The sequence below is a fragment of the Luteibacter sp. OK325 genome, from assembly GCF_003050935.1.
Lineage (GTDB): Bacteria > Pseudomonadota > Gammaproteobacteria > Xanthomonadales > Rhodanobacteraceae > Luteibacter.
In genome coordinates, this window is record NZ_QAOX01000004.1 from 78,198 (window position 1) to 101,163 (window position 22,966).

General features: G+C 62.8%; 23 protein-coding genes, 1 tRNA gene and 1 riboswitch. Of the genes, 9 read left to right on the top strand and 15 right to left on the bottom strand.

Annotated elements, in window-relative coordinates:
* Positions 1 to 136 precede the first annotated feature (136 nt).
* From C8J98_RS10365 to rnr, 3 genes are read right to left on the bottom strand one after another with little or no spacing between them, the layout of a single operon-like run.
* Complete coding sequence (locus C8J98_RS10365; protein WP_107913133.1) at positions 137 to 421, bottom strand: hypothetical protein; 285 nt, start codon at positions 419 to 421, stop codon at positions 137 to 139.
* Entirely contained in the window at positions 418 to 1,164 is a 747-nt protein-coding gene (rlmB, locus tag C8J98_RS10370) for a 23S rRNA (guanosine(2251)-2'-O)-methyltransferase RlmB (protein ID WP_107913134.1), read from the bottom strand. The genes C8J98_RS10365 and rlmB overlap by 4 nt, the downstream gene beginning before the upstream one ends.
* Positions 1,161 to 3,848 (bottom strand): ribonuclease R, encoded by a 2,688-nt coding sequence (rnr, locus tag C8J98_RS10375; RefSeq protein ID WP_107913419.1) that lies wholly within the window; start codon positions 3,846 to 3,848, stop codon positions 1,161 to 1,163. Before rnr ends, rlmB begins: the two co-directional genes overlap by 4 nt.
* Before the next feature lie 186 nt (positions 3,849 to 4,034).
* Here rnr and C8J98_RS10380 point away from each other — a divergent pair.
* Positions 4,035 to 4,119, top strand: a tRNA-Leu gene (locus tag C8J98_RS10380).
* Positions 4,120 to 4,202: 83 nt separating this feature from the next.
* Here C8J98_RS10380 and C8J98_RS10385 read toward each other — a convergent pair.
* The 3 genes from C8J98_RS10385 to C8J98_RS10395 all read right to left on the bottom strand — a co-directional run bounded on the left by C8J98_RS10385 (position 4,203) and on the right by C8J98_RS10395 (position 6,005).
* Positions 4,203 to 4,508, bottom strand: a complete 306-nt coding sequence (locus tag C8J98_RS10385; RefSeq protein WP_107913135.1) for a hypothetical protein — start codon at positions 4,506 to 4,508, stop codon at positions 4,203 to 4,205.
* A gap of 164 nt (positions 4,509 to 4,672) precedes the next feature.
* Positions 4,673 to 5,314, bottom strand: coding sequence for a dihydrofolate reductase family protein (locus tag C8J98_RS10390; protein WP_107913136.1), 642 nt, complete (start codon positions 5,312 to 5,314; stop codon positions 4,673 to 4,675).
* The gene (locus C8J98_RS10395) at positions 5,307 to 6,005 is read right to left on the bottom strand and encodes an aspartate/glutamate racemase family protein (RefSeq protein ID WP_107913137.1); all 699 of its coding nucleotides are present in this window, start codon (positions 6,003 to 6,005) and stop codon (positions 5,307 to 5,309) included. The genes C8J98_RS10390 and C8J98_RS10395 overlap by 8 nt, the downstream gene beginning before the upstream one ends.
* A 141-nt stretch (positions 6,006 to 6,146) precedes the next feature.
* Here C8J98_RS10395 and C8J98_RS10400 point away from each other — a divergent pair, with 141 nt between their 5' ends.
* Positions 6,147 to 6,575, top strand: a complete 429-nt coding sequence (locus tag C8J98_RS10400; protein WP_107913138.1) for a hypothetical protein — start codon at positions 6,147 to 6,149, stop codon at positions 6,573 to 6,575.
* Positions 6,576 to 6,627: 52 nt separating this feature from the next.
* On the opposite strand, the gene C8J98_RS10405 is transcribed toward C8J98_RS10400, so the two are convergent.
* Positions 6,628 to 7,305, bottom strand: a complete 678-nt coding sequence (locus C8J98_RS10405) for an NAD(P)H-binding protein (RefSeq protein ID WP_107913420.1) — start codon at positions 7,303 to 7,305, stop codon at positions 6,628 to 6,630.
* Between the two features lie 55 nt (positions 7,306 to 7,360).
* Positions 7,361 to 7,609 carry a hypothetical protein gene (locus tag C8J98_RS10410; RefSeq protein WP_107913139.1) on the bottom strand — a complete coding sequence of 83 codons (249 nt, stop codon included), beginning with the start codon at positions 7,607 to 7,609 and terminating at the stop codon, positions 7,361 to 7,363.
* Positions 7,610 to 7,797: 188 nt separating this feature from the next.
* On the opposite strand from C8J98_RS10410, the gene C8J98_RS10415 reads away from it, so the two are divergent.
* The 4 genes from C8J98_RS10415 (at position 7,798) to C8J98_RS10435 (ending at position 10,705) form a co-directional block, all read left to right on the top strand.
* On the top strand, positions 7,798 to 8,376 hold the full coding sequence (locus C8J98_RS10415) for an isochorismatase family cysteine hydrolase (protein WP_107913140.1): 579 nt from the start codon (positions 7,798 to 7,800) through the stop codon (positions 8,374 to 8,376).
* Positions 8,369 to 8,911, top strand: coding sequence for a hypothetical protein (locus C8J98_RS10420; RefSeq protein ID WP_107913141.1), 543 nt, complete (start codon positions 8,369 to 8,371; stop codon positions 8,909 to 8,911). The genes C8J98_RS10415 and C8J98_RS10420 overlap by 8 nt, the downstream gene beginning before the upstream one ends.
* Positions 8,912 to 9,322: 411 nt before the next feature.
* Entirely contained in the window at positions 9,323 to 10,261 is a 939-nt protein-coding gene (locus tag C8J98_RS10430; RefSeq protein WP_199229878.1) for an alpha/beta hydrolase, read from the top strand.
* 63 nt (positions 10,262 to 10,324) lie between these two features.
* Positions 10,325 to 10,705: a VOC family protein gene (locus C8J98_RS10435; protein ID WP_107913143.1), complete on the top strand. Its 381-nt coding sequence runs from the start codon at positions 10,325 to 10,327 to the stop codon at positions 10,703 to 10,705.
* Positions 10,706 to 10,711: 6 nt separating this feature from the next.
* On the opposite strand, the gene C8J98_RS10440 is transcribed toward C8J98_RS10435, so the two are convergent.
* From C8J98_RS10440 to C8J98_RS10460, 5 genes are all read right to left on the bottom strand, one after another.
* Positions 10,712 to 11,362 carry a TetR family transcriptional regulator gene (locus tag C8J98_RS10440; protein WP_107913144.1) on the bottom strand — a complete coding sequence of 217 codons (651 nt, stop codon included), beginning with the start codon at positions 11,360 to 11,362 and terminating at the stop codon, positions 10,712 to 10,714.
* A gap of 17 nt (positions 11,363 to 11,379) precedes the next feature.
* Positions 11,380 to 12,159 carry an SDR family oxidoreductase gene (locus C8J98_RS10445; protein ID WP_107913145.1) on the bottom strand — a complete coding sequence of 260 codons (780 nt, stop codon included), beginning with the start codon at positions 12,157 to 12,159 and terminating at the stop codon, positions 11,380 to 11,382.
* Positions 12,160 to 12,255: 96 nt separating this feature from the next.
* Positions 12,256 to 12,780, bottom strand: coding sequence for an HPP family protein (locus tag C8J98_RS10450; RefSeq protein WP_199229879.1), 525 nt, complete (start codon positions 12,778 to 12,780; stop codon positions 12,256 to 12,258).
* Between the two features lie 11 nt (positions 12,781 to 12,791).
* Positions 12,792 to 13,952 (bottom strand): NAD-dependent formate dehydrogenase, encoded by a 1,161-nt coding sequence (locus C8J98_RS10455; RefSeq protein WP_107913147.1) that lies wholly within the window; start codon positions 13,950 to 13,952, stop codon positions 12,792 to 12,794.
* Positions 13,953 to 14,097: 145 nt separating this feature from the next.
* Positions 14,098 to 15,027, bottom strand: a complete 930-nt coding sequence (locus tag C8J98_RS10460) for a LysR family transcriptional regulator (protein ID WP_107913148.1) — start codon at positions 15,025 to 15,027, stop codon at positions 14,098 to 14,100.
* A 280-nt stretch (positions 15,028 to 15,307) separates the two neighbouring features.
* Here C8J98_RS10460 and C8J98_RS10465 point away from each other — a divergent pair, with 280 nt between their 5' ends.
* Positions 15,308 to 15,721 (top strand): transcriptional regulator, encoded by a 414-nt coding sequence (locus tag C8J98_RS10465; protein WP_107913149.1) that lies wholly within the window; start codon positions 15,308 to 15,310, stop codon positions 15,719 to 15,721.
* Here the strand turns inward: C8J98_RS10465 and C8J98_RS10470 are convergent.
* On the bottom strand, positions 15,718 to 16,488 hold the full coding sequence (locus C8J98_RS10470) for a LysR substrate-binding domain-containing protein (RefSeq protein ID WP_233260188.1): 771 nt from the start codon (positions 16,486 to 16,488) through the stop codon (positions 15,718 to 15,720). The genes C8J98_RS10465 and C8J98_RS10470 overlap by 4 nt on opposite strands.
* 24 nt (positions 16,489 to 16,512) lie before the next feature.
* Between C8J98_RS10470 and C8J98_RS10475 the strand changes: the two genes are divergently transcribed.
* Positions 16,513 to 17,172, top strand: coding sequence for an SDR family NAD(P)-dependent oxidoreductase (locus C8J98_RS10475; protein ID WP_107913151.1), 660 nt, complete (start codon positions 16,513 to 16,515; stop codon positions 17,170 to 17,172).
* 47 nt (positions 17,173 to 17,219) lie between these two features.
* Here C8J98_RS10475 and C8J98_RS10480 read toward each other — a convergent pair whose 3' ends face one another.
* Positions 17,220 to 19,484, bottom strand: coding sequence for an RICIN domain-containing protein (locus C8J98_RS10480; RefSeq protein WP_146171621.1), 2,265 nt, complete (start codon positions 19,482 to 19,484; stop codon positions 17,220 to 17,222).
* Positions 19,485 to 19,766: 282 nt separating this feature from the next.
* Positions 19,767 to 19,862: riboswitch (glycine riboswitch) on the top strand.
* 41 nt (positions 19,863 to 19,903) lie between these two features.
* Between C8J98_RS10480 and gcvP the strand changes: the two genes are divergently transcribed.
* The gene (gene gcvP, locus C8J98_RS10485; protein ID WP_107913153.1) at positions 19,904 to 22,774 is read left to right on the top strand and encodes an aminomethyl-transferring glycine dehydrogenase; all 2,871 of its coding nucleotides are present in this window, start codon (positions 19,904 to 19,906) and stop codon (positions 22,772 to 22,774) included.
* Positions 22,775 to 22,966 lie beyond the last annotated feature (192 nt).

A 22,966-nucleotide genomic window follows, 5' to 3' on the forward strand; every position in this document is an offset into this window, starting at 1 on the left:
TGTGGCTCCGCAGAAGCGGGGTCGTCCCCGCGGAGATACTGCGCACCATGGGGTCGTCCCCACGGGCAGACCGGCCTTGCGCCGATCTGCCCTCATTATACCGAGGCTGTGTAACCCCTCGCTGACCCGCTGCTCGTCAGGGCAGGCTGTCCGGGGTGATCACCGCGGCCTTCCTCGCCCGCACGCCACGGACAATGCCGTAGACGCTGATCAGGAACCAGGCCATTTCCTGCAGGAAGGCCGGCAGGTTGAACATGCCGAAGATGAGCGACAGCAGGATGCCGAAGGCACCGACCAGGTTCATCACCTGATACGTATAGCCCTGCCCCGAGAGCTTGTGGGCCTGGAGCAGGAAGAACGCGATCAACACCAGCGCCACGCCGACCAGGCCGGTCCAGTCATGCCACAACATGCTGCTCATCGCTTCGTTCCTCGTTGCCTCAGCGCCTCGAACAGAACCACGCCGGTGGCGACGGAGACATTCAGGCTCTCCATACCGCCGGGCATCGGGATTTTCGCCACGAAGTCGCAGGTATCGCGCGTAAGACGGCGCATGCCGTCGCCTTCGCTACCCATGACCAGTGCGACCGGCCCCTTCAGGTCGATGTCGTAAATCGACTTGTCGGTGTCGCCATCCAGACCGGTGATCCACACGCCGGCATCCTTGAGCATGCGCAGGGCACGCGCCAGGTTGGTCACGGCGATCAGCGGGATCAGGTCCGCACCGCCGGCGGAAGCGCGCCGAACGGTCGGCGTGATGCCGACTGCGCGATCTTTCGGCACCACGACAGCGGTGACGTTCGCCGCCGCGGCGCTACGCAGGCAGGCACCGAGGTTGTGCGGATCGGTCACGCCATCGAGCACCAGCACGAAAGCATTCCCACCCGCCGCTTCGAGCAGCGCCGGGAGGTGGGTCTCGTCACGTAACGGCGGCGTTTGATAGAGAGCGATGACGCCCTGGTGGCGCGCTTCGCCACCGAGCTTCTCCAACTGCTCCTTGCTCACCGTTTTCAGAATGAGACCAAGCTTGCGCGCCAGCGCGGCGATCTCGACCACACGCGCATTCTTGGAGTTCTGTTCAACCAGAACTTCACGGACACGATCCGGGTCGTTAGCGAGGGCGCCTTCGACCGGATTGATTCCTACGATCCACGACTCACTCATGCTTCTGGCTTGCTCCTGGGTTTACGCGACCGACGCCTGGCCGATTTCTTGGCCGGTGCCGGTGTTTCCGAAGTCGCGACCGGCGCTTGACGGGTCGGCTGCTTCGTCACGGCGGTCTTCTTCGCTGCGGTCTTCTTGGTGGTGGCCTTTCTCGGCGACGGCTCGTTGCGTGCCTGTTGCTCGTTACGTCCCGACCGCTCGCCGCGAACGGGCCGCTCGCCACGTGCCGACGGCCCGGAAGCCGGTGCCTCGGAACGACGACGCGGCGGCCGCGACGACGGCTGCTCATTCGCCGCCGGCTCCGCCGCACGGCGGCGCGAGGTCGGCGCGGGGGCCGGAGTCGGAGCCGGATGACGCGCTGCAGGCGCTGCGGCCGCAGCCGGAGCCTTGGTCTTCTTGCCGAAGAGGCTGTCCATGGCCTTCTTCGCCGCGCGGCCAATGGCCTTGCCAGCCTTGGCCATGCCCGAACTCGGTGCGACCGGTGCGGCCACCTCGACCTTCGGCGCCGGCTTCGGCAACTGGGCCAGGCGTGCGACCAGACGGAAGTCGATCTTGCGATCTTCCATGCTGGCGCGAAGCACCTGCACGCTCACGTAGTCGCCAAGGCGATACGTGGAACCCGTACGCTCGCCACTGAGCAGGTGACGGATCGGATCGAACTTGTAGTAGTCGTTCGGCAGCTGCGAGACGTGCACCAGACCGGAGACGCGCGACGCCGCCAGTTCGACGAACAGACCGAACGAGGTGACACCGGTGATCGTGCCGGCGAATTCCGAGCCGACATGCTTCTCCATCCAGGCGCACTTGAAGCGCTCGTCCACATCGCGCTCGGCCTCTTCGGCACGACGCTCGCGCTGCGAACAATGCACGGCCATGGCCGCCATCTGCGTTTCGCTGTAGACGTAATCGGCCGGTTTCCCCTTGGTCAGCGCATAGCGGATGGCGCGATGCACGAGCAGATCGGGATAGCGACGGATCGGCGAGGTGAAGTGGGCGTACGCGTCCAGCGCCAGGCCGAAGTGGCCCTGGTTCTCCGCGTGGTAAATCGCCATGCTCTGCGAACGCAGCAGCACCGACTGGATGAGCTCGGCCTCGGGACGATCGTGCACGCGCTTGAGCAGTGCCGAGAAATCCGCAGGCGTGACTTCGTCCGCCGGCGGCATCTTCAGCTTGAACTCCTTGAGGAAACGCAGGAGGTCTTCGTACTTTTCGGCCGGGGGCGGCGCATGCACGCGATACAGCGCGGGAATCTTGCGCTTGGTGAGGTAGCGGGCCGCCTGCACGTTCGCGGCGATCATGCATTCCTCGATCATCTTGTGCGCGTCGTTGCGATCGGACGCACCCATCGATTCGACGTCGCCCGACGGACCGATGCGGAACTTCACTTCCGGCGTTTCGAAATCGATCGCGCCACGACGCTTACGCGCCTTGGCCATCACCTTGTACAGGCGATGCAGGGATTCGATGTGCGGGAGCACGTCGGAGATTTCTTGGCGGACATCGGCGTTGCGCTCGCCAACGGCCTGCCACACCTTGTTATAGGTAAGGCGTGCGTGCGAGTACATCACCGCGTCGTAGAACTTGGAGCGCGTGACATCACCGTCCTCGTCGATCTCCATGTCGCAGACCATGCACAGGCGTTCCACCTTGGGCATGAGCGAGCAGATGCCGTTCGACAGCGTCTCCGGCAGCATGGGGACGACGAAACCGGGGAAGTACGTAGACGTGCTGCGGTTGTAACCTTCCACGTCCAGCGGCGTGCCCACGGGCACGTAGTGCGAGACGTCGGCGATGGCCACGACGAGACGGAAACCGCCATCCTTCAGCGGCTCGGCATAGACGGCGTCGTCGAAGTCGCGCGCGTCGTCACCATCGATGGTGACCAGCGGCAACTTGCGGAGGTCCGTACGGCCCTTGCGCTCCTCGGAGGTGACCTTCGGCTCGACTTCCTCGGCCTGGCGGACCACCTGGACGGGGAATTCGTGCGGCAGGTCATGGCTGGCGATCGCCATTTCGACGACCAGCGACGGTTGCAGGCGCTGACCGAGGACGGCGCGGATCGTACCCATTGGGCCCCGGTGCGGGGTCGGCGGGTCGGTGATCTCAACGACGACGATCTCGCCGGAGTTGGCGCCGGCCTCACGGCCCGCGGGAATCATGATGTTCTGGTGCAGGCGACGATCGTCCGGCTCGACCAGGGTCACGCCGTTCTCGATAACCACCCGGCCGACCAGGCGCGGCGAGCGGCGCTCGAGCACTTCGACGATCGCACCCTGCTGGCGGCCGCGGCGGTCGATACCGACCACGCTGGCGAGCACGCGGTCGCCGTGCAGCACGCTGCGCATCTGCGCCGGCGACAGGTACAGGTCTTCCCCACCCTCGTCGGGACGGAGGAAGCCGTAGCCTTCGGCATTGGCGATGACACGACCCGGGATCAGGCTGAGCTTCTGGGCCGGGGCGTAGTCGCCCTTGCGGTTCCGCAGCAGCTGGCCGTCGCGGACCATCGCACCCAGGCGCTTGCCCAGGGCATTGATCTCGTAATCGGTGAACAGGCGCAGCGCATGGGCGATGCTCTCTTCCGAGAGCAACTCGCCGCGGTCGTCGAGCAGCGCGAGGATGGCCTCGCGGCTGGGGATCGGCTGGTCGTACAGCGCGGCTTCCCGGTCGGCATGGGGATCGACGATGGGGCGGCTGGCCTTGGGTTTACGGGGGCCGCGACTGGCTCCCGAACCTGAGTTTTTCTTCGTCACGTAAGGACCTTTGAAGGTGGATGCGAAATAGTTTCACATCCTGTGTGCAAAATCGTTGACAAGTTTCCCGGACCTACCTAATCTACGCGGCTCACGGGGCAGCGATGCTTCGGGGCACCTGCCCAGGTGGCGGAATTGGTAGACGCACTAGTTTCAGGTACTAGCGGGTAAAACCGTGGAGGTTCGAGTCCTCTCTTGGGCACCAATTATAGACGAAGCCTCGCAGCGATGCGGGGCTTTGTTGTTTCTGGGCATAAGAAAGCGGTGCCTGGTCCACGTTTGGCGCTATCACTGCTCCCCGGGATCTTCCGAGACGGCCCCGCTCTCATCGAAGAACTGCCAATCGCCGACCTCTTCCCCATTCTCGTATGCGCCGGTCGCTGCGAGCTGCCCGTTCGGGTGATAGTCGCGCCACTCGCCCTGCTCCACCCCGTGGACGAACGTCCCTTCCGACGCGATAGTGCCATTGACGTGATACGCCTCGAAGCGGCCGTGGCGTATCCATCGAGTCCCGTCCTCAGATAGGTAGCGCGCATACCGAAAGCGCACGCGGCCGTCCTCGGACAGGATCTCCGCGATGTTCAGGTCTTCCATGCACACTCCGCCGTTACAGAGAAATACCAACTTAAGACCCGGTCGGGCTGGCCAATAGCTCAGCAGCGCCTGGTCGTGGTTGAAACGCTCGGCGCGGGATTAGGAATACAGACACCCGACACGGCGGCCCGTCACCAGCACTCCCTTGAAGAGGCGCTCGCCACTTACTTCGCGAGGACGATGTGCGTCGCCCTGTCCGTCGGAACATGCTCGACCGTCCTGTACCCGAGGGCGTGAAGATCCAGACCATTGAAGAGCGGCTCGCCCTGGCCAAGCACCACGGGAGCCAAAGCGAGGTGGATTTCATCCACGTGGCCGGCCTGGATATATTGCCTCACCGTCTCCGTGCCACCACCGATTTTGATGTCCTTTGCGCCTGCCGCTTCGCGAGCCCTTTGCAACGCGACCTCAATGCCTTCAGTGACAAAGTGAAACGTCGTCCCACCCAGCATCTCGATGGATGGCCGCGGGTAATGCGTCAGTACGAACGTCGGTGCGTGATAAGGCGGGTTGTCGCCCCACCAGCCTTTCCATTCGTCGTCCGGCCATTCGCCACGAATCGGTCCGAACATGTTTCGGCCGAGGATGAAGGCGCCGAAACCTTCCATCGCGCGTCTTGCGAATTCGTCGTCGAGTCCGGTTTCTCCGTCTTCTTTTCCCTGCATCTGACGAAACGTCCGCGTTGGGAAGAACCACTGGAAGAGCTCCGGGCCCCGCAATCCAAGCGGGTTCTCTAAACTCTGTGCGGCTCCCGCAGCGAAACCATCCAGCGAGACGCCGAACCCGGCAACTTTTACTTTAGTCATTGGTTACTCCAGCGAAATCCAAAGCAGCCTCGCAATGAATCAGTGTCGTGTCGAACACGGGCACCGATACATTCCCCTGGTTGAGCAGCATACCTACCTCAGTGCATCCCAAAATCACACCATCCGCGCCCCGCTCCACCAGCCGGGCAGCAATAGCAACGAATCGAGCTTTGCTCTCGGGCGTCTTGACGCCGCGGCAAAGCTCCTCGTAGATGATCCGGTGTGCATCGGTACGATCCGTTGCTTCGGGGACGATGGGATCGAGACCTGCAGCTATCAGGCGGTCCAGGTAGAACGGCTGCTCCATCGTGAACGCGGTGGCGATCAGCCCGGGCCGACGTAGCTCCCTGCTCCGTACAGCTGCCGCCGTGGCGTCGGCAATGTGCAGCAAGGGAATCGACACGCCCTGCATCATCCGGCCCACCAGTTTATGCATCGTGTTCGTGGCCAGGATCAGGAACTCCGCGCCTCCGCGTTCAAGGGCGAGCGCCTCCGCGTTGAGGATGTCTCCGGCCTTATCCCAGTTGCCCACTGCCTGAAGCGCTTCGATGCCCGCAAAGTCGAGCGAGCGGATAAGCAGTTCCGGCGAATGAAGACCGCCGAGCCGCTCACTCGTGAGCCGGCACAATTCGCGATAGTAGATTTGCGTGGAGGCGGCGGACATGCCGCCAAGCATCCCAATCGTTTTCAACGGACCGTCTCCACAAAAGCCGCTGGATGCCGAAGGGTAGCAGCGCCAGCGCGCCTCTGGCCATTATCCGGTATCGCTCATCTTGTAAGGGCGGCAGCGCGTTGTTATCGTCGCCGGGCCAAATTGTTCAGGGGAGAACGCATGGACCACGCCAACGAAGACGAAATGCAAGCCGGACGCAGCAAAGGAATAGAAAGACTCTCGAAGAGCGACCGTTTCTACGTCCCGATACTGTACGTGACGTTCGCTGTCCTGATCGTCGCCAACGCCAGGAATGCCGCCAACGGTCTGTGGATGGCGTACTGGTCTATCGCGCTCCTCGCCGCAGTCGTCTTAGCCGTGGTTAGCCGCATGCCTTGGGCGCACATTATTGTGCAGATCTGGGCATTCATTTGCATCCTCGGAAACGGGGCGTTGCTGTTCTCGATCCTGCACCGTGGATCGACGGCCGCGTCTATCGGCGTGGGTGCAACCCTCGTGGCGGTGATGCTGTTTTCCGCCTACTTCCTGATCCGCGCAAAAGCCGTGCTCGTGCCGCGGAGCGGGAGCCGGGAAACGCAGGTGCGCTGAAGGAGTTCCTCACCGCAAGGCCTTACAGCAATCACGCTAAGGCGCCCATTGCCTATTTTAGTGCACGGGATCTCTGCCTCATCGCTTTGTTTTCGAGGTACACCACCCCGTTTGCGGTCAAGTGGTTGACGAATTCCGCGACAAGCGCCCGCCCGATATCCTCCTGTTCAATCGCGCCAAACCGACCCGGAATCAAACGCCCCAACCAGGCTACATAGCCCGGCGTATGGGCATTGCCTGCGATGATCCCAGGACGAAAAATCGCGAGACGCTGGAATCCAATCGCTTCAATGGCTGCTTCCTTCAACCCCATGACCCGCACATAACGAAACCTGCTTTTCGGCGTGCTGCCTACCGCGGAGAGAAGCGAGAAATGAGTGATTCCCGCTGCATGGCAACCTCGGGCAAACCCGCCGACCACGCCAACCTCGAGGGCCTTCAACTCCTCCTCGCTCCACTTCATGCTCCCCGCACCGACGCCAACGCAGGATGCCGCGTAGACAGGATCGCCCTGGGCCACCAGGCCACGGACGAGTTCGGTCACTTCAGCCGGAAACTGGGCCGCCGATGTATCCAGGATCACCTGCCTCACGCGAGGATCAGCGGGCGGGGAAACCTCCCTGCGATTGAGCATGACGATTTCGACACAGGACGGCTCGGCAGCCAGGTTGCGCACCACGGCAGCACCCACTTGCCCGGTGCCGCCAATGATCAAGACACGAAATGTCATGTCACGCCTCGCTTTTACGGGTTGGGCCTTCATCGTACGCGGGAATGGCCATCGTTTACGGCTCGCTCTCTCTTTCCTCCAGCCGATACTCAACCGCACTCCGCTCGATCACTACCTCCAGCTCGAAGTGCTTCACAGGCCCGGCCTCAAGGCGATCCGCAATGGCCTTCGCCATAGCCTCAGTGTTGAGGGGCGTGACGGGAAAATGATGGGAGCGCAGGTAAAAGAAAATGTAGTTTTGCATTCCCCAGGGCACGCGTTTCCAGGCTGGGCTCGTCCTCGCCGTGTCCGAATGGTTGGCCATCTTGCATCTCCCTGATACCAACCGATGGGTAAGCAATTACCAGACCAGCGGCTCAGATACGCCACATGACATGGCTGCATGGTGTCCGCGGACGTTTCTTGGCGGACGTTCGGACATCCGCCCGATGCCCACCGCTAGCGCCCCGGAGTACATTCGCGAGCATGGCCCTTTCCTCCTGAGGTGCGATCGTGACGACCGTTGCCCTTCTCATCGATATGCAGGCTGACTTCTTCGGCCATCAGCGGCTCACCCTGCTCCGTCCTGCCCTTGCGGCCCACACCAATACCCTCACCGCCATGGCACGCAGTGCGGCCATTCCCATCGTCTGGGTGCGGCAAGAATTCGCGCCCGACCTGAGCGATGCGTCCTTGGAGGTCCGGCGGACGCAGCGCATGGTCGTCATCGCAGGTACCCCAGGAGCAGACCTCTTGCCCGAACTGGATGTTCACGTGTCCGACCATTTCGTTCTGAAGAAACGCTATAGCGCATTCTTCGGCACAAATCTCGACGATCTTCTCAGGCAGTTGGATTGCGATCAGCTGATCGTTGCTGGCGTGAACACCCACGCGTGCGTGCGCACTACCGTCGTGGATGCCTATCAGAGGGACTATGAGGTCATCCTCGCGAAGGATTGCATCGACTCGCTGGATCGGGAGCACCACGAAGTGACTTGGAGGTACATGGACGGGAAGCTGGGGAGGGGGATGACGAACGAGGAGATTCGTGCCTGGATTCCCTTGCTTGCTCGGGGTACCCGCAATGCCTGAGCAATCCATCCTGGATCCAAATCAGCGAGTTGTCTACGCTGTCGGCGCCATCGTGCTGTGTAGTCAAGAGATTGAACGTCTCTTTAAGTTCGTCGCGCCTTTCATGCGAGAGCATGACGGGGCGCTCGGGACGATCTTGAAGGAACATCAAGCGCTGGCGAAGAAAACACTGGGAGTCGTGGCTGGGCAATTCGTCGAGGCGATGTCGGGCGAGACGGAGCTGTTCAAACAATACATCCAGGAACTAGTCACCGAGAGGAATAAGATCGTGCATCACTTCGGTGAAAACTACGGTGCCCTTTTGGCCGCTGAGAAGCACGCGGAAGTGATGGCGGGCCTACGAAAGCAGCATGAGCGCTCGTTGTCCCTCCTCCGACTGTTACAGGAACTAGCGCTTGCGATCGCAGTAGCACTGCGCGACACGATCTACTGGAATACTGCCGAGGAAGCGGATTTCGCAGCAGTCTGCGAGTCTTTTCGAGATTCTCTTGCGTCGCCCAAAGGCAAACGCCGCCCTGGGACAGATGTTGGTTGATGATGGATACGCGGACTGCGTGCGACTCTGGTAGTACCATCGCCACAGCCAACGCGAGGTACTTAGGATGACCGCCCGCCTTTCCACCCGACTTGCCCTTTGGCGCGCAGGCGCTTTCTTTGGGATTCTGGCCACGTTCGCCGCCGTGGTCCTTGTACCGGCCGGTTTGCAGGAGGCCGGCTTCCACATCGCTAAAGCGTGGGGTCTCGGTGCGCTTGCCGCACCTCTCAGTTGTCTCGGGGCAATCCCCGGCGCCTTCGTAGCCGACCGCATGCGGCCGACTACGACGCAGGTCGCGCCACGAGCGTGATCGACTCCGAGTTTCACCGTTAGCCGCTGTGCCAGCGCATCGCCATAAAAAAGCCCGTTGCGCGGGCTAGCCTCGTCCTCTCATAGGAGGGGAAGATGTCGATGAATCAGAAATGGCGCCATGCCGCGATGCTCGCCGGTCTGTGGGGCGCAAGTGCAAACGCGTCTTCGTCACCTACGGCTCCGGTCACGTGGGAACCACCCGCACCCCTCACCCAGGTCGCGCTGTGGCCCGAGGGACACGCCATAGCACGCCCACCGGTGACCGGCCCGGAGTCCGTCAAGGACGGTGCGATCGTCGAGAACGTCACCCGGCCTACCATGACGGTCTTCCCACCCAAGGGAAGCAATACGGGCACGACGGTCGTGGTGTTTCCGGGCGGAGGCTACCGTGTCGTTGCCATGGAAGGGGAAGGCACGGAGATCTGCGACTGGCTCACTGGCAACGGCATCACGTGCGTGTTGCTGAAGTACCGCGTACCGACGAGCGGCCCTCAATGGGACGGATCGTGCGACTGCCGCAGGGAGCCGAAGGTGAACATGGCGCTGCAGGATGCCCAGCGCACCATTCGCCTTGTGCGCCAGCAAGCGACCAGCCTTCATATCGACCCGGACAAGATCGGCGTGATCGGCTTTTCTGCAGGCGGCAATATGGTCGCCAATGTGAGCAACGCGCCCGAGCACAGCTACAAGCCGGTCGATGATGCTGACAAGCTGAGTGCCCGCCCGAACTTCGCCATGGCGCTTTACCCGGGACGCCTATGGGAAGGAAAGGGTGTGGTTTTCAATCCGACGATCCACGTGACAGCGAAAACCCCGCCGACGTTTATCGTCCAGGCCGAAGACGATCCGGTTGACGATGTCCGCAACTCGATCACCTACTTCCTTGCCCTGAAGCAGGCTGGCGCGCCCGTGGAGATGCATCTTTACGCGAACGGCGGCCATGCTTTCGGCCTGCGCAAAAAGGACCAGCCGATCGGTGCCTGGCCTCGACTGGCCGAGAAATGGATGCAATCCCTCGACATGCTTCCTGCCGATTGAGTCACGCGCGCGCCGGGGCTGAAACGCCTATATTCAGGTCCTGCCGTTTGACCGGAGATCTCCATGCATCACTCAAGACTGTGCGCGGTATTGATCGACTGCCATACCGACGACGTGGACAAGGCCGCCCGGTTCTGGGCCGATGCACTGGGCCGGCCGGTCGACCTCGACCATCCAGGCTCGCGCGACAACTACCGCATGCTGGCTACGCCGCCCGACGAACCCATCGTGCAGATCCAGCAAGTGACTCACGGAAGCCGGGTCCACCTCGACATCGAGACTGACGACATTCCGGCTGAAGTGGCTCGACTGGAAGGGTTAGGCGCGGCCGTGGTCGGTCGGCCCGAGCGGTGGGTGGTGATGCAGGCGCCGACCGGGCAGCGCTTTTGTGTCGTACGCGTCCAGCGGCCCGGATTTCCCAAGAATGCGAACCGCTGGGACTGACGATGGCTACCCCTGGCTTCGCAGCCCCCGCCAATAACGATCCAGCGACACCTTCAGTTCGCTAGCGAAATCGAGACTGGTAAACGCCACAGCCGCATCGCCCATCATCTCAAGGCAATCGGGCGGAATATCCAGTGCCTGCCACAACCCTTGCGTCAGCGCATAGTTGTGCACCAGCACGCGCGCGCCCTCGCCTTCGGCCAATCCAAGCGCCGCCTCGACCACGGTGCCTGCGTCGACCAGGGCTGTGCCGAGCTCCTGCTTATAGGCGCGCAGTCTTTCCTGCTCGATGTTCCGCTCGAGCACGCTGTAACCCAGTGATTCGAGTTTCAGGATGTCCGGTTGCGCGGTGACATGCGCGACGTAAGCGGAGAGAAAAGTCGCGACCTTCTCGTCTACCGACCGACTGTCCGGCGCGAACGCCTCGCGGATGCGGCTCATCAACGCCACACGCTCGACGTGGAGGAGATCCATGAAGATCTCCTCCTTGGTCGCGAAGTACAGGTACACGGTGCCTTTGGCCAGCCCCGCCTCGGTGGCGATGGCGGCGGCGGATGGGAGCTTCTCCGGATCGCGGAGGAACAGCGTGCGTGCGGCGGCCAGGATCGCATCGCGACGCGCTTCCTTATCCTCGGCCGCCAGGGCGTATCGAACCATGCACGCTCAGTCCATCATCAGGTAGTGGCCATTCTATAGGTGATACGCGAGAGCTGCTGTCGCGAGAAAAGGCGGGACAGGAAGGCCATCACGCGATTGATGCGGCCTGCCACGACCGCCGACTTGCCGGCCGCCATGGCAGCAAGGCCGATGTCGACAACGGGGCGCGACTTCATCATCATTCTTTTCATCGCCGCGTTCGGCGCCTCGCCGGCGGCATCGAAGAACGAGGTCTCAGTAACGCCAGGCGAGAGCACGGTGACCACCACGCTCTTCGCTTTCAGCTCGGTGTGCAGTGCTTCGCCCAGCGACAACACGTAGGCCTTGCTGGCCGCGTACGCCGCGAAATGGGGACAGGGTTGGAATGCCGCGACGCTTGCCACAAGCATGATGCTGCCGCCGCCGCGCTTCGCCATGTCGCCGGCGAACACGTGGGTCAGATCGGTCAGGCCGAGCACGTTCAGTCGAAGCATGGCGTTGATGCGCTCGACCGGAGCATCCAGAAACTCAGCGGTGATGCCGTGGCCGGCGTTGTTGATCAGGGTGCCGACCACGATGCCGTCCGCATCCAGACGTGCTTTCAATGACGCGGCAGCGCCTTCGGCCGACAGGTCCAACGCGATGACACGTGCCTTCACGCCATAACGCGAGCGCAGCTCCTCGGCCAGTCTCTCCATCGGCTCTTCGCGACGTGCCGCCAATACGACGTCGCTGCCCTTCTCGGCCAACGCATGGGCGAAGTCCCGCCCCAACCCACTCGATGCGCCGGTGACCAGCGCCCAACCTTGCGATGCCATGGGATACCCTCGGAAATGACCAGTGGTCATAACGTAAATGACCACTGGTCATTTTACAAGTGTCCTACCGCGCGACACGGCAACCCTGAAGATCACTCACCGCCAGCGCAGGGGCCACCGCCGTGGCCCGACGTTGTTGATCGCAAGGGCGAGAAGCAGAAGGATCGCCACGCCCAGCAGGATCGGGGCCAGCAGGAAAGCCAGGCTTGTCTTGCCTGCCAGCATGATCACGATGGGATTGGCGCCCGCCGGCGGATGGACCGTACCGGTCTGTTCCATCAGCGCGATCACAAGGCCGACGGCAAGTCCGGTGCTGAGGATGCCGTTACCGGCGATCCAGAGCATGGCCATGCCGACGCTGGCGGTCAGCAGATGACCGCCGACGAGATTGCGCGGCTGGGCAAAAGGACTTTCAGGCGCGGCAAACAGCAGGACGCAAGATGCACCGAAAGGCGCGATCAGCAGCGTCTGCTGAATGCCCTGTCCAACCAACGCCAGCATTGCAATGGTGATCGTGCCGCCGATGAGCCCGCGAAGGGCGAAGTTCGCCTTGCCCAGTCGCGGCCCGGACGGCGATGGCTCCGGGGCTGTCGCCCCGGAGGTGGATCCGCTCCCTGTCACGCCCCGCCCCGTCAGGTCAGCTTGTACGAAGCGGCGCCGGTACCGGCAAGGTTGCCGCCGTCCACGATGAGGTATTCGGGACGGATGGGCTTATTCTCGAAGAAGTTCTGCAGGATCTCCAGCGTGCCCGCGGCATAGCGTGTCTGTGCGGACAACGACGTACCCGAGATATGTGGCGTCATGCCCTGGTGCGGCATGCGGCGCCACGGATGGTCGATCGGCGCCGGCTGCGGGTACCAAACGTCGCCGGCGTAACCGGCGAGCTGACCGGATTCCAGGGCACGTACCACGGCATCGCGATCACACAGTGCGCCGCGTGCGGTGTTGATCAGGTACGAGCCCCGCTTCATCAGCGCGAACTTCTTTCCATCGAACATGCCTTGGGTGGACGGGTACAGCGGCATCTGCAGGTTGACGATATCGCACACCTTCAACAGCGACTCCGGCGTCTCGTGGAAGGTGGCATTGAGCTCCTTCTCGATCTCCGGCGAAAGGCGGTGCGGGTCGTAGTAATGCAGGTGCACGTCGAACGCCTTCATGCGTCGGAGCACGGCCAGGCCAATGCGGCCCGCGGCGAGCGTACCGAAATGCATGCCTTCGACGTCGTAGCTGCGACTGACACAGTCGGCGATGTTCCAGCCGCCGTTGTTGGCGATCTGATGGGACGGGAGGTAATTGCGTACCAGCGTCAACGCCATCATGACGACGTGCTCGGACACGCTGATGCTGTTGGAGAAGGTCACTTCGGCGACGGTAAGGCCGTGCTCGCTGGCGGCCTTCAGATCCACGTGGTCCGAACCGATACCGGCGGTGATCGCAAGCTTCAGGTTCTTTGCCTTGGCAATGCGCTCGGCCGTGAGGTACGCCGGCCAGAATGGCTGTGAGATAACGACATCTGCGGTCGGCAGGTGCTTGTCGAGCACGGAGTCCGCGCCCTCCTTGTCACTGGTGACGATGAGTTCGTGACCGTTGGCTTCCAGGTATTTACGCAGGCCCAGTTCGCCGGACACGCAGCCGATCAGGTCGCCCGGTTTGAAACCGAGTTCGCCGGCAGGAGATGGCACCGTCTGGCCGTTCGGATATCCCTTGATGACCGGAATATCGTCGCGGGCGTATTCGGGCGGGTAGCCGGTGACGGGATCGGGATAAAGGACGCAGACGACCTTGGCCATGGAGCTCTCCTGTGCGGGATGGACGTGCTGGACACGTTTTCCGCCGGAGTCTGCAACCGCGTTGGAGAGGGCCGCCAATCGTTTGTAGGTATGCGGTGATAAAGAGCGCTTATCAAACGTTGTTGCGCTGCACCAGTCGCGGTTATCAGCGAACGTGCGGCGTCGCCGCCTCCAACACGCCGTCGAGTCGTCCCTGAAGATCCATCATGGGCGCCATGTCCCACGCCGCGCTGACCACGGCCGGCGAAGATTCCTGACGCAACCGCAGCAAGCTCATCGGCGACAGCTGCTGGGGCTCGATCGGTCGGATGCTTATGCCGCTGGCCAGGAGGTAATCCGGTAACGCGCTGACCGGCGCGATACTGCAGACCTCGCCCGTTCGCACCTCTTCGTACAACACGGTCAATGTGTTCGTTTCGACGACCACGTTCGGCGCCACGCCGGCCTGACGGAACGCCGCGTCGACGATTTTCCGGTTCTGCATTTCGTGGTTGAACAGGCACAGCGGAAAGCGCGCGGCTTCGGCCCAGCTGTACGACGCCTTGGTCGGCAGGCCGGCCTTGTCGCTGGACAGAAGAACGAAACGCTCGGAATAAAGCACGACGCTCTCGAACACCGTCGGATCGCAGCCATCGGCGTAGGCCAGTCCGAGGTGCACTTCCTTATTTTTCAGCCGATGCAGGATGTCACGCGTACTCAGCGAGAAGACTTCGAGCGTGAGCTTCGGTATGGCCCGGCGGTATTCGCTGGCGAGCATCGACACCGCACGCAATGCTGAAGGCACGGTACCGATAGCCAGATGGCCGCCAGCCACCGCCTGGGCAAGAGCAGCCTCCTGTCGCAGGCCTTCAAGCGAAGCCAGCGTCTGCCGCGCCCAGACCAGCACACGTTCGCCCTCCGGCGTGAAGCCCTGGAAGCGCCGGTCTCGGAGAATGATCATGATGCCGAGTTCGCGCTCAAGCTGCCGGATGCCTGCAGACAAGGCCGGCTGCGATACCCAGCAGGCCTCCGCCGCATGGGCGAAGTGTTTGTGTTCGGCCAGGGCGACGAGGTAATGCAGCTGCCTTACGAACATGGCGTCCCTTGCGGATGCATGGCGGTGTGGACTATCGCGCTAGAAATGTCCGTCCGAAGGTACGCACTATAAAGGAAGCTCTGTTTGGGCGACGCAAGCGACCACGCCGCAAGGCGGATCAGGACGACAGTTGATGTTATCGCAATTTGCGATAGTATCCCCTTCGCCACTCATGGAAAAGTGACATGCGGGTCATCAGCAACCGCCGAGATTACCGCGCCCAGCACTGCTATATCGCGGCCGTCCTGACGCACGCCCAGTACGAAAGAGGAGACTGGAAATGAGGATAAAACGATCTCTTGAAGCGATCTTCGCTCAGTGGGGCGAGTTCCAGAAAATTTCTGGGGTCTGCCACGTCGAAAATGATCGGGACTATGACAAAGTCGTCGGCCTCACCGACGCACTCGTCGATACCGGTGCCATGGAACCGCGGCACCCTCAGCATTCCTTGTACATGGTCCTGGCGGATCTGATCTACGCCTACGACCAGCAACACTACCCACAAGCCAAAATCCACGGCACGGATCTCCTACGCTTCCTCATGGAGCAACATGGGCTGCGACAGAGCCAACTGCCCGAGATCGGCACGCAAAGCGTCGTCTCCGAAATCCTTGCCGGTAAGCGCGAACTCACGACGAATCACATCCGCGCTTTGTCGAAGCGCTTCGCGTTGAGCCCTGCCGCATTCTTCTAAGTCGCGGCTGCTTCCGTCTTCTCGCGCACCAGATCGATGAAGGCGCGCAGTCCCGCCGACATGTGCCGGTGCGCCGGGTAGTAAACACTCAGGCCATCGAAGTACGGACACCAGTCTTCGAGCACAGGCACCAGGCGGCCGTCAGCGAGGTAAGACGCGACGTTCCATTCACTGGTCCATATCAACCCCATGCCATCCAGTGCAGCAGCGACCATCAGGTGATGATTATCGAGACCGAGCGGCCCGTCGACGTCAATGCGGCGTTCCTGCCCGCGCTTCTCAAACTCCCAGCGATACCAGGTGCCGCTGGGAAGGCGGCTACGAATGCAGGTGTGGGCAAGAAGGTCCTCAGGCATCTTGGGCTTGCGGCGGTTCGCGAAGTACGCCGGCGAGCCAACGACAACGAAACGCAAGCGACCGGTGCAACGCACACCGACCATGTCCTGCGGCACGTCTCCTGCGCTTCGCACGCCCGCATCGAAGCCCTCGGCGACGATGTCGACGAAGCGGCCTTCGGTAACTATGTCCAGGCGCATTTCGGGAAAGCGGCGCACGTACTCGATTAACATCGGCTCGAGAATCATCGAAGCCGCGCCCTCGGACGTGTTGATGCGCAGGGTGCCGGTCGGGCTGTCGCGGAAGGCATTGGCAGCTTCCATCGCCGCGGATATCTCACCGAGCGCGGGGCGGATGCGCGCGACGAACTGCTCGCCAGCCTCGGACAGGGACACGCTGCGCGTCGTGCGATTGAACAGACGTACGCCCATGCGTTGCTCGAGGGCAGCGACGGCATGGCTCAGCGCCGAGGGCGACATGCCTATGGCGACGGCATCGACCGCTTCGGCGGCATCGACGCCGTGGTCAACAACGCCGGCTTCGGCCTCTTCGGCATCTTTGAAGGCGCCAGCCGCGAGAAGATCCAGGAACAGTTCGACGTGAACGTCTTCGGCGTGATGGACGTGACCCGCGCCATCCTCGCGCATTTCCGCGCCCGTCGTAGCGGCACCATCGTCAACGTGAGCTCAGGTGCCGGCGTTTTCGGCCTGCCGATGATCTCGCTCTATAACGCGAGCAAGTTCGCCCTGGAAGGATTTTCCGAGTCACTGTCATACGAGCTCGCCTCGCAAGGCATCACAGTGAAGATCGTCGAGCCCGGCGGTGTGCTCGACACGAAGTTCGGCGCGCGGTCTTCGGACGAGTTCGGTAATGCTTCCGTACCGGCGGGCTACGAAGACTTCGTGGTTGCCACGGGCAAAGTGTTCGAAGGATTGCGCGCAAGCCGCCATGCCAGCTCCGAAGACGTCGCAAAGGTGATCTTCGAGGCGACGACCGATGGAACCGACCGGTTGCGTTATGTCGCCACGGAAGATATCCAACCGTTGGTGCGGGCGCGGCGGGAATCCTCGGAAGAGGCCTATATGGGCCTCATGCGCGAGCGGTTTCGGAACTAGCGAACAGCCCCCCGCCACGGCCGGGGGGCCTCCTCACGCGTCAATCGCTATAGCCCCTGGCGTAGCACCTCAACGCGCCAGCGCTGGTCGGCGGTCACCGCCGGCAATCCTGCATGTTCCGGCTTCAGGTCCAGTGTTCTGGAACCGGCGGGTCCGGTGATGTGGTCGAGGCCGAGGCGCGGGGCGGCAGGATAGTTGCTCCAGGGTTCCAGAGGCGCCCCGTACGGATTCACCGGAAAATCCGGAAAGCGGCCCTTGGGAGCCAGATAACGCACCTGGCCACCTTCGACGTACAAGCGGTATTGGCCGTGATCGACGAGGGAATGCAAGCGGTCGGCGCGCCACTGCCATTGTTTCTCATAGGTGATGTTCTTGCAGGAATCGGTGACGACCGAAGCGGTCAGCGGCTGCACGGCAAGGCACCGACCGGATCCCCGGTTTACGTAGCGACTGGCCGTATCCAGGCCCCACATCTGGCTGCGTTCGGTGGAGATGCAAGGCATCAGATCGACGGTGCCCCCCTTGTCCTGGAGGCAGGCGCCAGAGCCTGTCGCCGACCGGAGCAACACCGTGATCTCCGCGGACAGATACGGATCGGTCAGATCGATGACGTAGTCCAGCATGACTTCGCGCGGCACACGCACATTGCTGTGCTCGACCCTCGTGCGATTCCACCACCACTTTTTTCTATCCAGGTCGTATCCGGCCGTTACCGTCACATTAGCCAGGCCGGCATACGCTGACGGCACCTTCCAGTGCGACAGGGTCTCGAACGTCATGCTACGCATCATTGGCGTCATCCGGTCTTCGCTAAGGACCGGCATGTCCGCTCCCCAACGCTTGACGAGCACGTTCTTGAGTTTGGGCGCAATGAGCGCCTTCCATGAAACGCTGCCAGAAGCTTCGGGCGTCGCCTGGATGGAATAGTCCTGAAACGTGGTAGTCAGACTCGATTGCCACTTGTATTCGTAGCTGGCCGACAGGTCGAACGGATATTTTGCCGCGAGGGGCGAGTTGTCGTTGCCGTCGTGGCTGTACTCGGAACCCGTGGAACCTCCGATCGTGAACCCACGGGTCTCCGTATCCGTCTGTGTGAAGTCGGTTTTTCCATCGGTCACGGGAAAATGGTCGAGATAGGTCACTTCTGCGTCGCCCGCCGTCACAGCGTGCCTCACGCGGTACTCCAGGGGAAGATCCGCGGTCCACGCGTTCGTGCCGGTCTTCGAGCCGTCGCTCACCCCGTTGTTCGCCGTTTTTATCGTCGCCTTCGATGTGACTGTCAGCATCTTGAAGTCGGACGCAACGGTGCGGCTGCGGACGATGTCGATCCCAGTCACACCGGATATCTCTCCAAGCGCGTCGACGATCTTGACGTCAAAATGCCGCCCGAGGCGACCTGCCGCGGGAGCTGGGTCGTCCGCTTCGGCGGCGGGGGCACTCTGCAAACGGGCGAACGACGCTTCCGCTGGCGCTTCCGGCTCAGCTGACGCGACCAGAGCATGAAGGAGGGCCGACGTATCCGCGCCGCCCTCGGGCGACGGGGCGAACACCTCGACCGTATCCCCGTCATTTCGAACGATCGCGTCACCCTTCGTCGGCGCGATGCCGAACAGTTCACTTACCCGGGCGAGGTCGTCCGGCGTGCGGGCATCCATGTGGACGAGTACAGGTGACCCTTGGTCGAACAGGCGGCTGAGCGTCGCGGCCTCGCCCGCTGCCAGCGGAAGTGAGCTGGCATCGACCATGCTGAGCAGGTGCCTCGACGCCTCGGGACCGAGGCGGTCTACATCAGCCGGACGAACAACAGGAATGCGCCCCGCTGGCGAGGGCTCGGCATGGTCTGAGCCTGGCCCCGAATGGGCGCCAAATGCTACAACCGCCGTCATGGTGTCGGTCGCGATACTTGATACCGGAAAGGACGCGGCAAGAACGGCAGCCACGGCGAGGGCGAGACGATTAGAAGAGAATGCGGGCTGTTTCATGGGATCGGACCTCCTTGTTCGTAGTCCGGTACCGACGTTAGCGCCGATGGGACCGACGCAACGATGTGCCACCCGCGTTTCATCCTGTCGCTTCGGCGCCCTTCCACCGATTTTTCGCAGCTGCCTGGCAACACGATCGGCGAAAATGGCAACCCCCTTGCGGCGCCACATGGAGCGCGCCACGAGCCGGACACCGCTTGGACTGACACGAATGTCATCCAAAGCCGTAGCCCCTAAGCGGCATTCGGCTACACCATTTGCCGAACGCGCATAGTGAAACGGACAGGTTGACCTGTCCGCAGACTGATGGCACGGAAGTTGGACGCCCACTGCAACGGTACCGAGCCCGCTGCCCTGCGGTAAGGCCCTCGGCTAGCCCGACCATGGGGAAAGAACCGCATCGTGCGGATTCACCGGCACGGGGCCCGGAACGGCCTCCGCCTAGGCGCGAGAGGGTCTGCGCCGCCGGATGAGCCACCCTTCCCCTACACGACCCACGCCGCCCCACCCACTGTATAATCCCGGTCAGCAACACCCGGTGGGAGAAGCGGATGGACCCGCTGCCGAAGGCGCAACGCCCGTAATCGCTCAGGCCCCATGACCACCGGCGTGCTTCATCACTCTGGAGAGACCGGTTAAATCCGGCGCCGAAGGTGCAAGAGGCTTACCCGCCTCCAAACTCTCAGGCAAAAGGACAGAGGGGCGCCCCACGTGCCGGCACGGCACGTTCTTTCGGATGCCTCCAAGTCATGAGCCAGAAAAACTCTCCTTCGCTGCGTGAGCTCGAGAACCACGGCGCGTTCATCGAACGCCATATCGGTCCGAACGATGCCGAGATCGCCGCGATGCTGCACATCGTCGGCCACAACACGCTGGATGCGCTGACCGACGCCATTGTCCCCGGCTCGATCAAGTCGCCCGCGCCGCTCGCTCTGCCCGCCGCAGTGACCGAGGAAGAAGCGCTGGCCAAGATCCGCGCCATCGCCGACCGCAACACCGTCTTCCGCAGCTTCATCGGCCAGGGCTACTACGGCACGCTCACGCCAAACGTCATCCTGCGCAACGTGCTCGAGAACCCGGCGTGGTACACGGCATATACGCCGTACCAGGCGGAGATCTCGCAGGGCCGCATGGAAGCGCTGATCAACTTCCAGACCATGGTCACCGACCTCACGGGCATGGATATCTCCAATGCCTCGCTGCTCGACGAAGCCACCGCCGCCGCCGAGGCGATGACGCTGGCGAAGCGTTCGGCCAAATCGAAGTCCAACGTGTTCTTCGTCTCGAAGGACGTACACCCGCAGACGCTGGAAGTGCTGCGTACGCGCGCTGACGGCATCGGTATCGAGCTGCACATCGGTGACGACGCCGAAGGCGCCACGGTCGACAGCTTCGGCGTGCTGCTGCAGTACCCGAACACCTTCGGTCGCGTAAACAACTACAAGGCGCTGGCCGACGCGACCCATGCGCGCGGCGGCATCGTCTGCGTCGCCACCGACCTGCTCGCGCTGACCCTGATCGCTTCGCCGGGTAGCTGGGGTGCGGACATCGTCGTCGGCAACACGCAGCGTTTCGGCGTGCCGTACGGCTTTGGTGGCCCGCATGCCGCCTATCTCGCCTGCCGCGATGCGTACAAGCGCTCGATGCCGGGCCGCCTGATCGGCGTCTCCGTCGACACCGAAGGCAAGCCGGCTTACCGCCTCACCCTGCAGACCCGCGAGCAGCACATCCGCCGCGAGAAGGCCACGTCCAACATCTGTACCGCGCAGGTGCTGCTTGCCGTCATGGCCAGCATGTACGCCGTGTATCACGGCCCGGAAGGCCTTACCCGCATCGCGCGCCGCACGCATCGCCTCACCGCGATCCTTGCCGGCGCGCTGGGCAAGGCCGGCGTCTCGGTCGGTGGTGACTACTTCGATACCCTGCATGTCACCGGTATCGACGCGAAAGCCATGCACGCCAAGGCCGCCGCCGCCAACGTCAACGTGCGCGCGATCGACGCCTCCAGCGTCGGCATCAGCCTCGATGAAACCACCACGCGTGCGGATATCGCCACGCTGGCCGGCGTCTTCGGTGCGAACGCGAACGACATCGACGCGCTGGATGCCGCCACGGCCGATGCGCTGCCGTCGGGCCTCCTGCGCAACACCGACTTCCTGCAGCACCCGGTATTCAACACGCACCACAGCGAGCACGAACTGCTTCGCTACCTGCGTGGCCTTGCCGACAAGGACCTCGCGCTCGACCGCACGATGATTCCGCTCGGCTCGTGCACCATGAAGCTCAACGCGACCGCCGAAATGATCCCGGTGACGTGGCCGGAATTCGCCAACATCCATCCGCTCGCTCCGGCCAGCCAGGCCCAGGGCTACAAGCAGCTGATCGATGAACTCGAAGCGATGCTGGTCGAATGCACCGGCTACGACTCAGTAAGCCTGCAGCCCAATTCGGGTGCCCAGGGTGAATACGCCGGCCTGCTCGCCATCCGCGCCTACCATCGCTCGCGCAACGAAGGCCATCGCGACATCTGCCTGATCCCGGAATCCGCGCATGGCACCAACCCGGCGTCGGCGCAGATGTGCGGCATGACCGTCGTGGTCACGCGCTGCGATGCCAACGGCAACGTGGACGTCGACGACATCCGCGAGAAGGCCGAGAAGTATTCCGACCGCCTCGCCGCGATCATGATCACGTACCCGTCCACCCACGGCGTGTTCGAGGAAGACGTGGTCGCCATCTGCGACATCGTGCACAAGCACGGCGGCCAGGTGTACACCGACGGCGCCAACATGAACGCGCTGGTCGGCGTGGCCAAGCCGGGCAAGTGGGGTTCGGACGTCTCGCACCTCAATCTGCACAAGACCTTCTGCATTCCGCATGGCGGTGGCGGCCCGGGCGTCGGCCCGTGCGCGGTCAAGTCGCACCTCGCCCCGTTCCTGCCGCGCACCTTCGGTGGTGAAGGCGATGTGGGCATGGTCAGCGCCGCCAGCTTCGGTTCGGCCTCGATCCTGCCGATCTCCTGGATGTACATCACGCTGATGGGCACCGAAGGGCTGCGCAAGGCGACCCAGGTCGCGCTGCTCAATGCCAATTACATTGCCAAGCGCCTGGCGCCGCATTACGACACGCTCTACACCGGCCGTAACGGCCTGGTCGCCCACGAGTGCATCCTCGACCTTCGCCCGCTCAAGGACGCTACCGGCGTCGGTGCGGAAGATGTCGCCAAGCGCCTGATCGACTTCGGCTTTCACGCCCCGACCCTGAGCTTCCCGGTCGCCGGCACGCTGATGGTCGAACCGACCGAAAGCGAGTCGCAGCACGAACTGGACCGCTTCATCGACGCCATGATCCAGATCCGCGATGAGATCCGTGCGGTAGAGGACGGCCGCCTTGACCGCGAGGACAACCCGCTGCGCAACGCCCCGCACACGGCCACCATGGTCACGGGCACCGAGTGGACCCACGCCTACCCGCGTGAACTTGCGGCCTTCCCGCTGCCCTCGCTCCGGCTCTCGAAGTACTGGCCGCCGGTATCCCGCGTGGACAACGTCTACGGCGACAAGAACGTGATGTGCGCCTGCATCCCGATCGATGCGTACAAGGAAGACGCCGAGGCCTAAGCCTCGGCGGCAAATAAGAAATGTGGGAGCCGATTCATCGGCGATGCTTTGTGTGGGAGCCGATTCATCGGCGATCCCGCGGCAGCGGGCCACCCCATCGCCGCTGAAGCGGCTCCCACAAGTTTCCATCGCCGCTGAAGCGGCTCCCACAGGTTTCCATCGCCGCTGAAGCGGCTCCCACAGGTTTGTCAT

Excerpts from the sequence above, each read along its gene's own strand:
- C8J98_RS10365 (WP_107913133.1), bottom strand. The coding sequence starts at position 421 with ATGAGCAGCATGTTGTGGCATGACTGGACCGGCCTGGTCGGCGTGGCG.
- rlmB (WP_107913134.1), bottom strand. The coding sequence starts at position 1,164 with ATGAGTGAGTCGTGGATCGTAGGAATCAATCCGGTCGAAGGCGCCCTC.
- C8J98_RS10385 (WP_107913135.1), bottom strand. The coding sequence starts at position 4,508 with ATGGAAGACCTGAACATCGCGGAGATCCTGTCCGAGGACGGCCGCGTG.
- C8J98_RS10390 (WP_107913136.1), bottom strand. The coding sequence starts at position 5,314 with ATGACTAAAGTAAAAGTTGCCGGGTTCGGCGTCTCGCTGGATGGTTTC.
- C8J98_RS10400 (WP_107913138.1), top strand. The coding sequence starts at position 6,147 with ATGGACCACGCCAACGAAGACGAAATGCAAGCCGGACGCAGCAAAGGA.
- C8J98_RS10405 (WP_107913420.1), bottom strand. The coding sequence starts at position 7,305 with ATGACATTTCGTGTCTTGATCATTGGCGGCACCGGGCAAGTGGGTGCT.
- C8J98_RS10410 (WP_107913139.1), bottom strand. The coding sequence starts at position 7,609 with ATGGCCAACCATTCGGACACGGCGAGGACGAGCCCAGCCTGGAAACGC.
- C8J98_RS10420 (WP_107913141.1), top strand. The coding sequence starts at position 8,369 with ATGCCTGAGCAATCCATCCTGGATCCAAATCAGCGAGTTGTCTACGCT.
- C8J98_RS10430 (WP_199229878.1), top strand. The coding sequence starts at position 9,323 with ATGAATCAGAAATGGCGCCATGCCGCGATGCTCGCCGGTCTGTGGGGC.
- C8J98_RS10435 (WP_107913143.1), top strand. The coding sequence starts at position 10,325 with ATGCATCACTCAAGACTGTGCGCGGTATTGATCGACTGCCATACCGAC.
- C8J98_RS10440 (WP_107913144.1), bottom strand. The coding sequence starts at position 11,362 with ATGGTTCGATACGCCCTGGCGGCCGAGGATAAGGAAGCGCGTCGCGAT.
- C8J98_RS10445 (WP_107913145.1), bottom strand. The coding sequence starts at position 12,159 with ATGGCATCGCAAGGTTGGGCGCTGGTCACCGGCGCATCGAGTGGGTTG.
- C8J98_RS10455 (WP_107913147.1), bottom strand. The coding sequence starts at position 13,952 with ATGGCCAAGGTCGTCTGCGTCCTTTATCCCGATCCCGTCACCGGCTAC.
- C8J98_RS10460 (WP_107913148.1), bottom strand. The coding sequence starts at position 15,027 with ATGTTCGTAAGGCAGCTGCATTACCTCGTCGCCCTGGCCGAACACAAA.
- C8J98_RS10465 (WP_107913149.1), top strand. The coding sequence starts at position 15,308 with ATGAGGATAAAACGATCTCTTGAAGCGATCTTCGCTCAGTGGGGCGAG.
- C8J98_RS10470 (WP_233260188.1), bottom strand. The coding sequence starts at position 16,488 with ATGGGCGTACGTCTGTTCAATCGCACGACGCGCAGCGTGTCCCTGTCC.
- C8J98_RS10475 (WP_107913151.1), top strand. The coding sequence starts at position 16,513 with ATGGCTCAGCGCCGAGGGCGACATGCCTATGGCGACGGCATCGACCGC.
- gcvP (WP_107913153.1), top strand. The coding sequence starts at position 19,904 with ATGAGCCAGAAAAACTCTCCTTCGCTGCGTGAGCTCGAGAACCACGGC.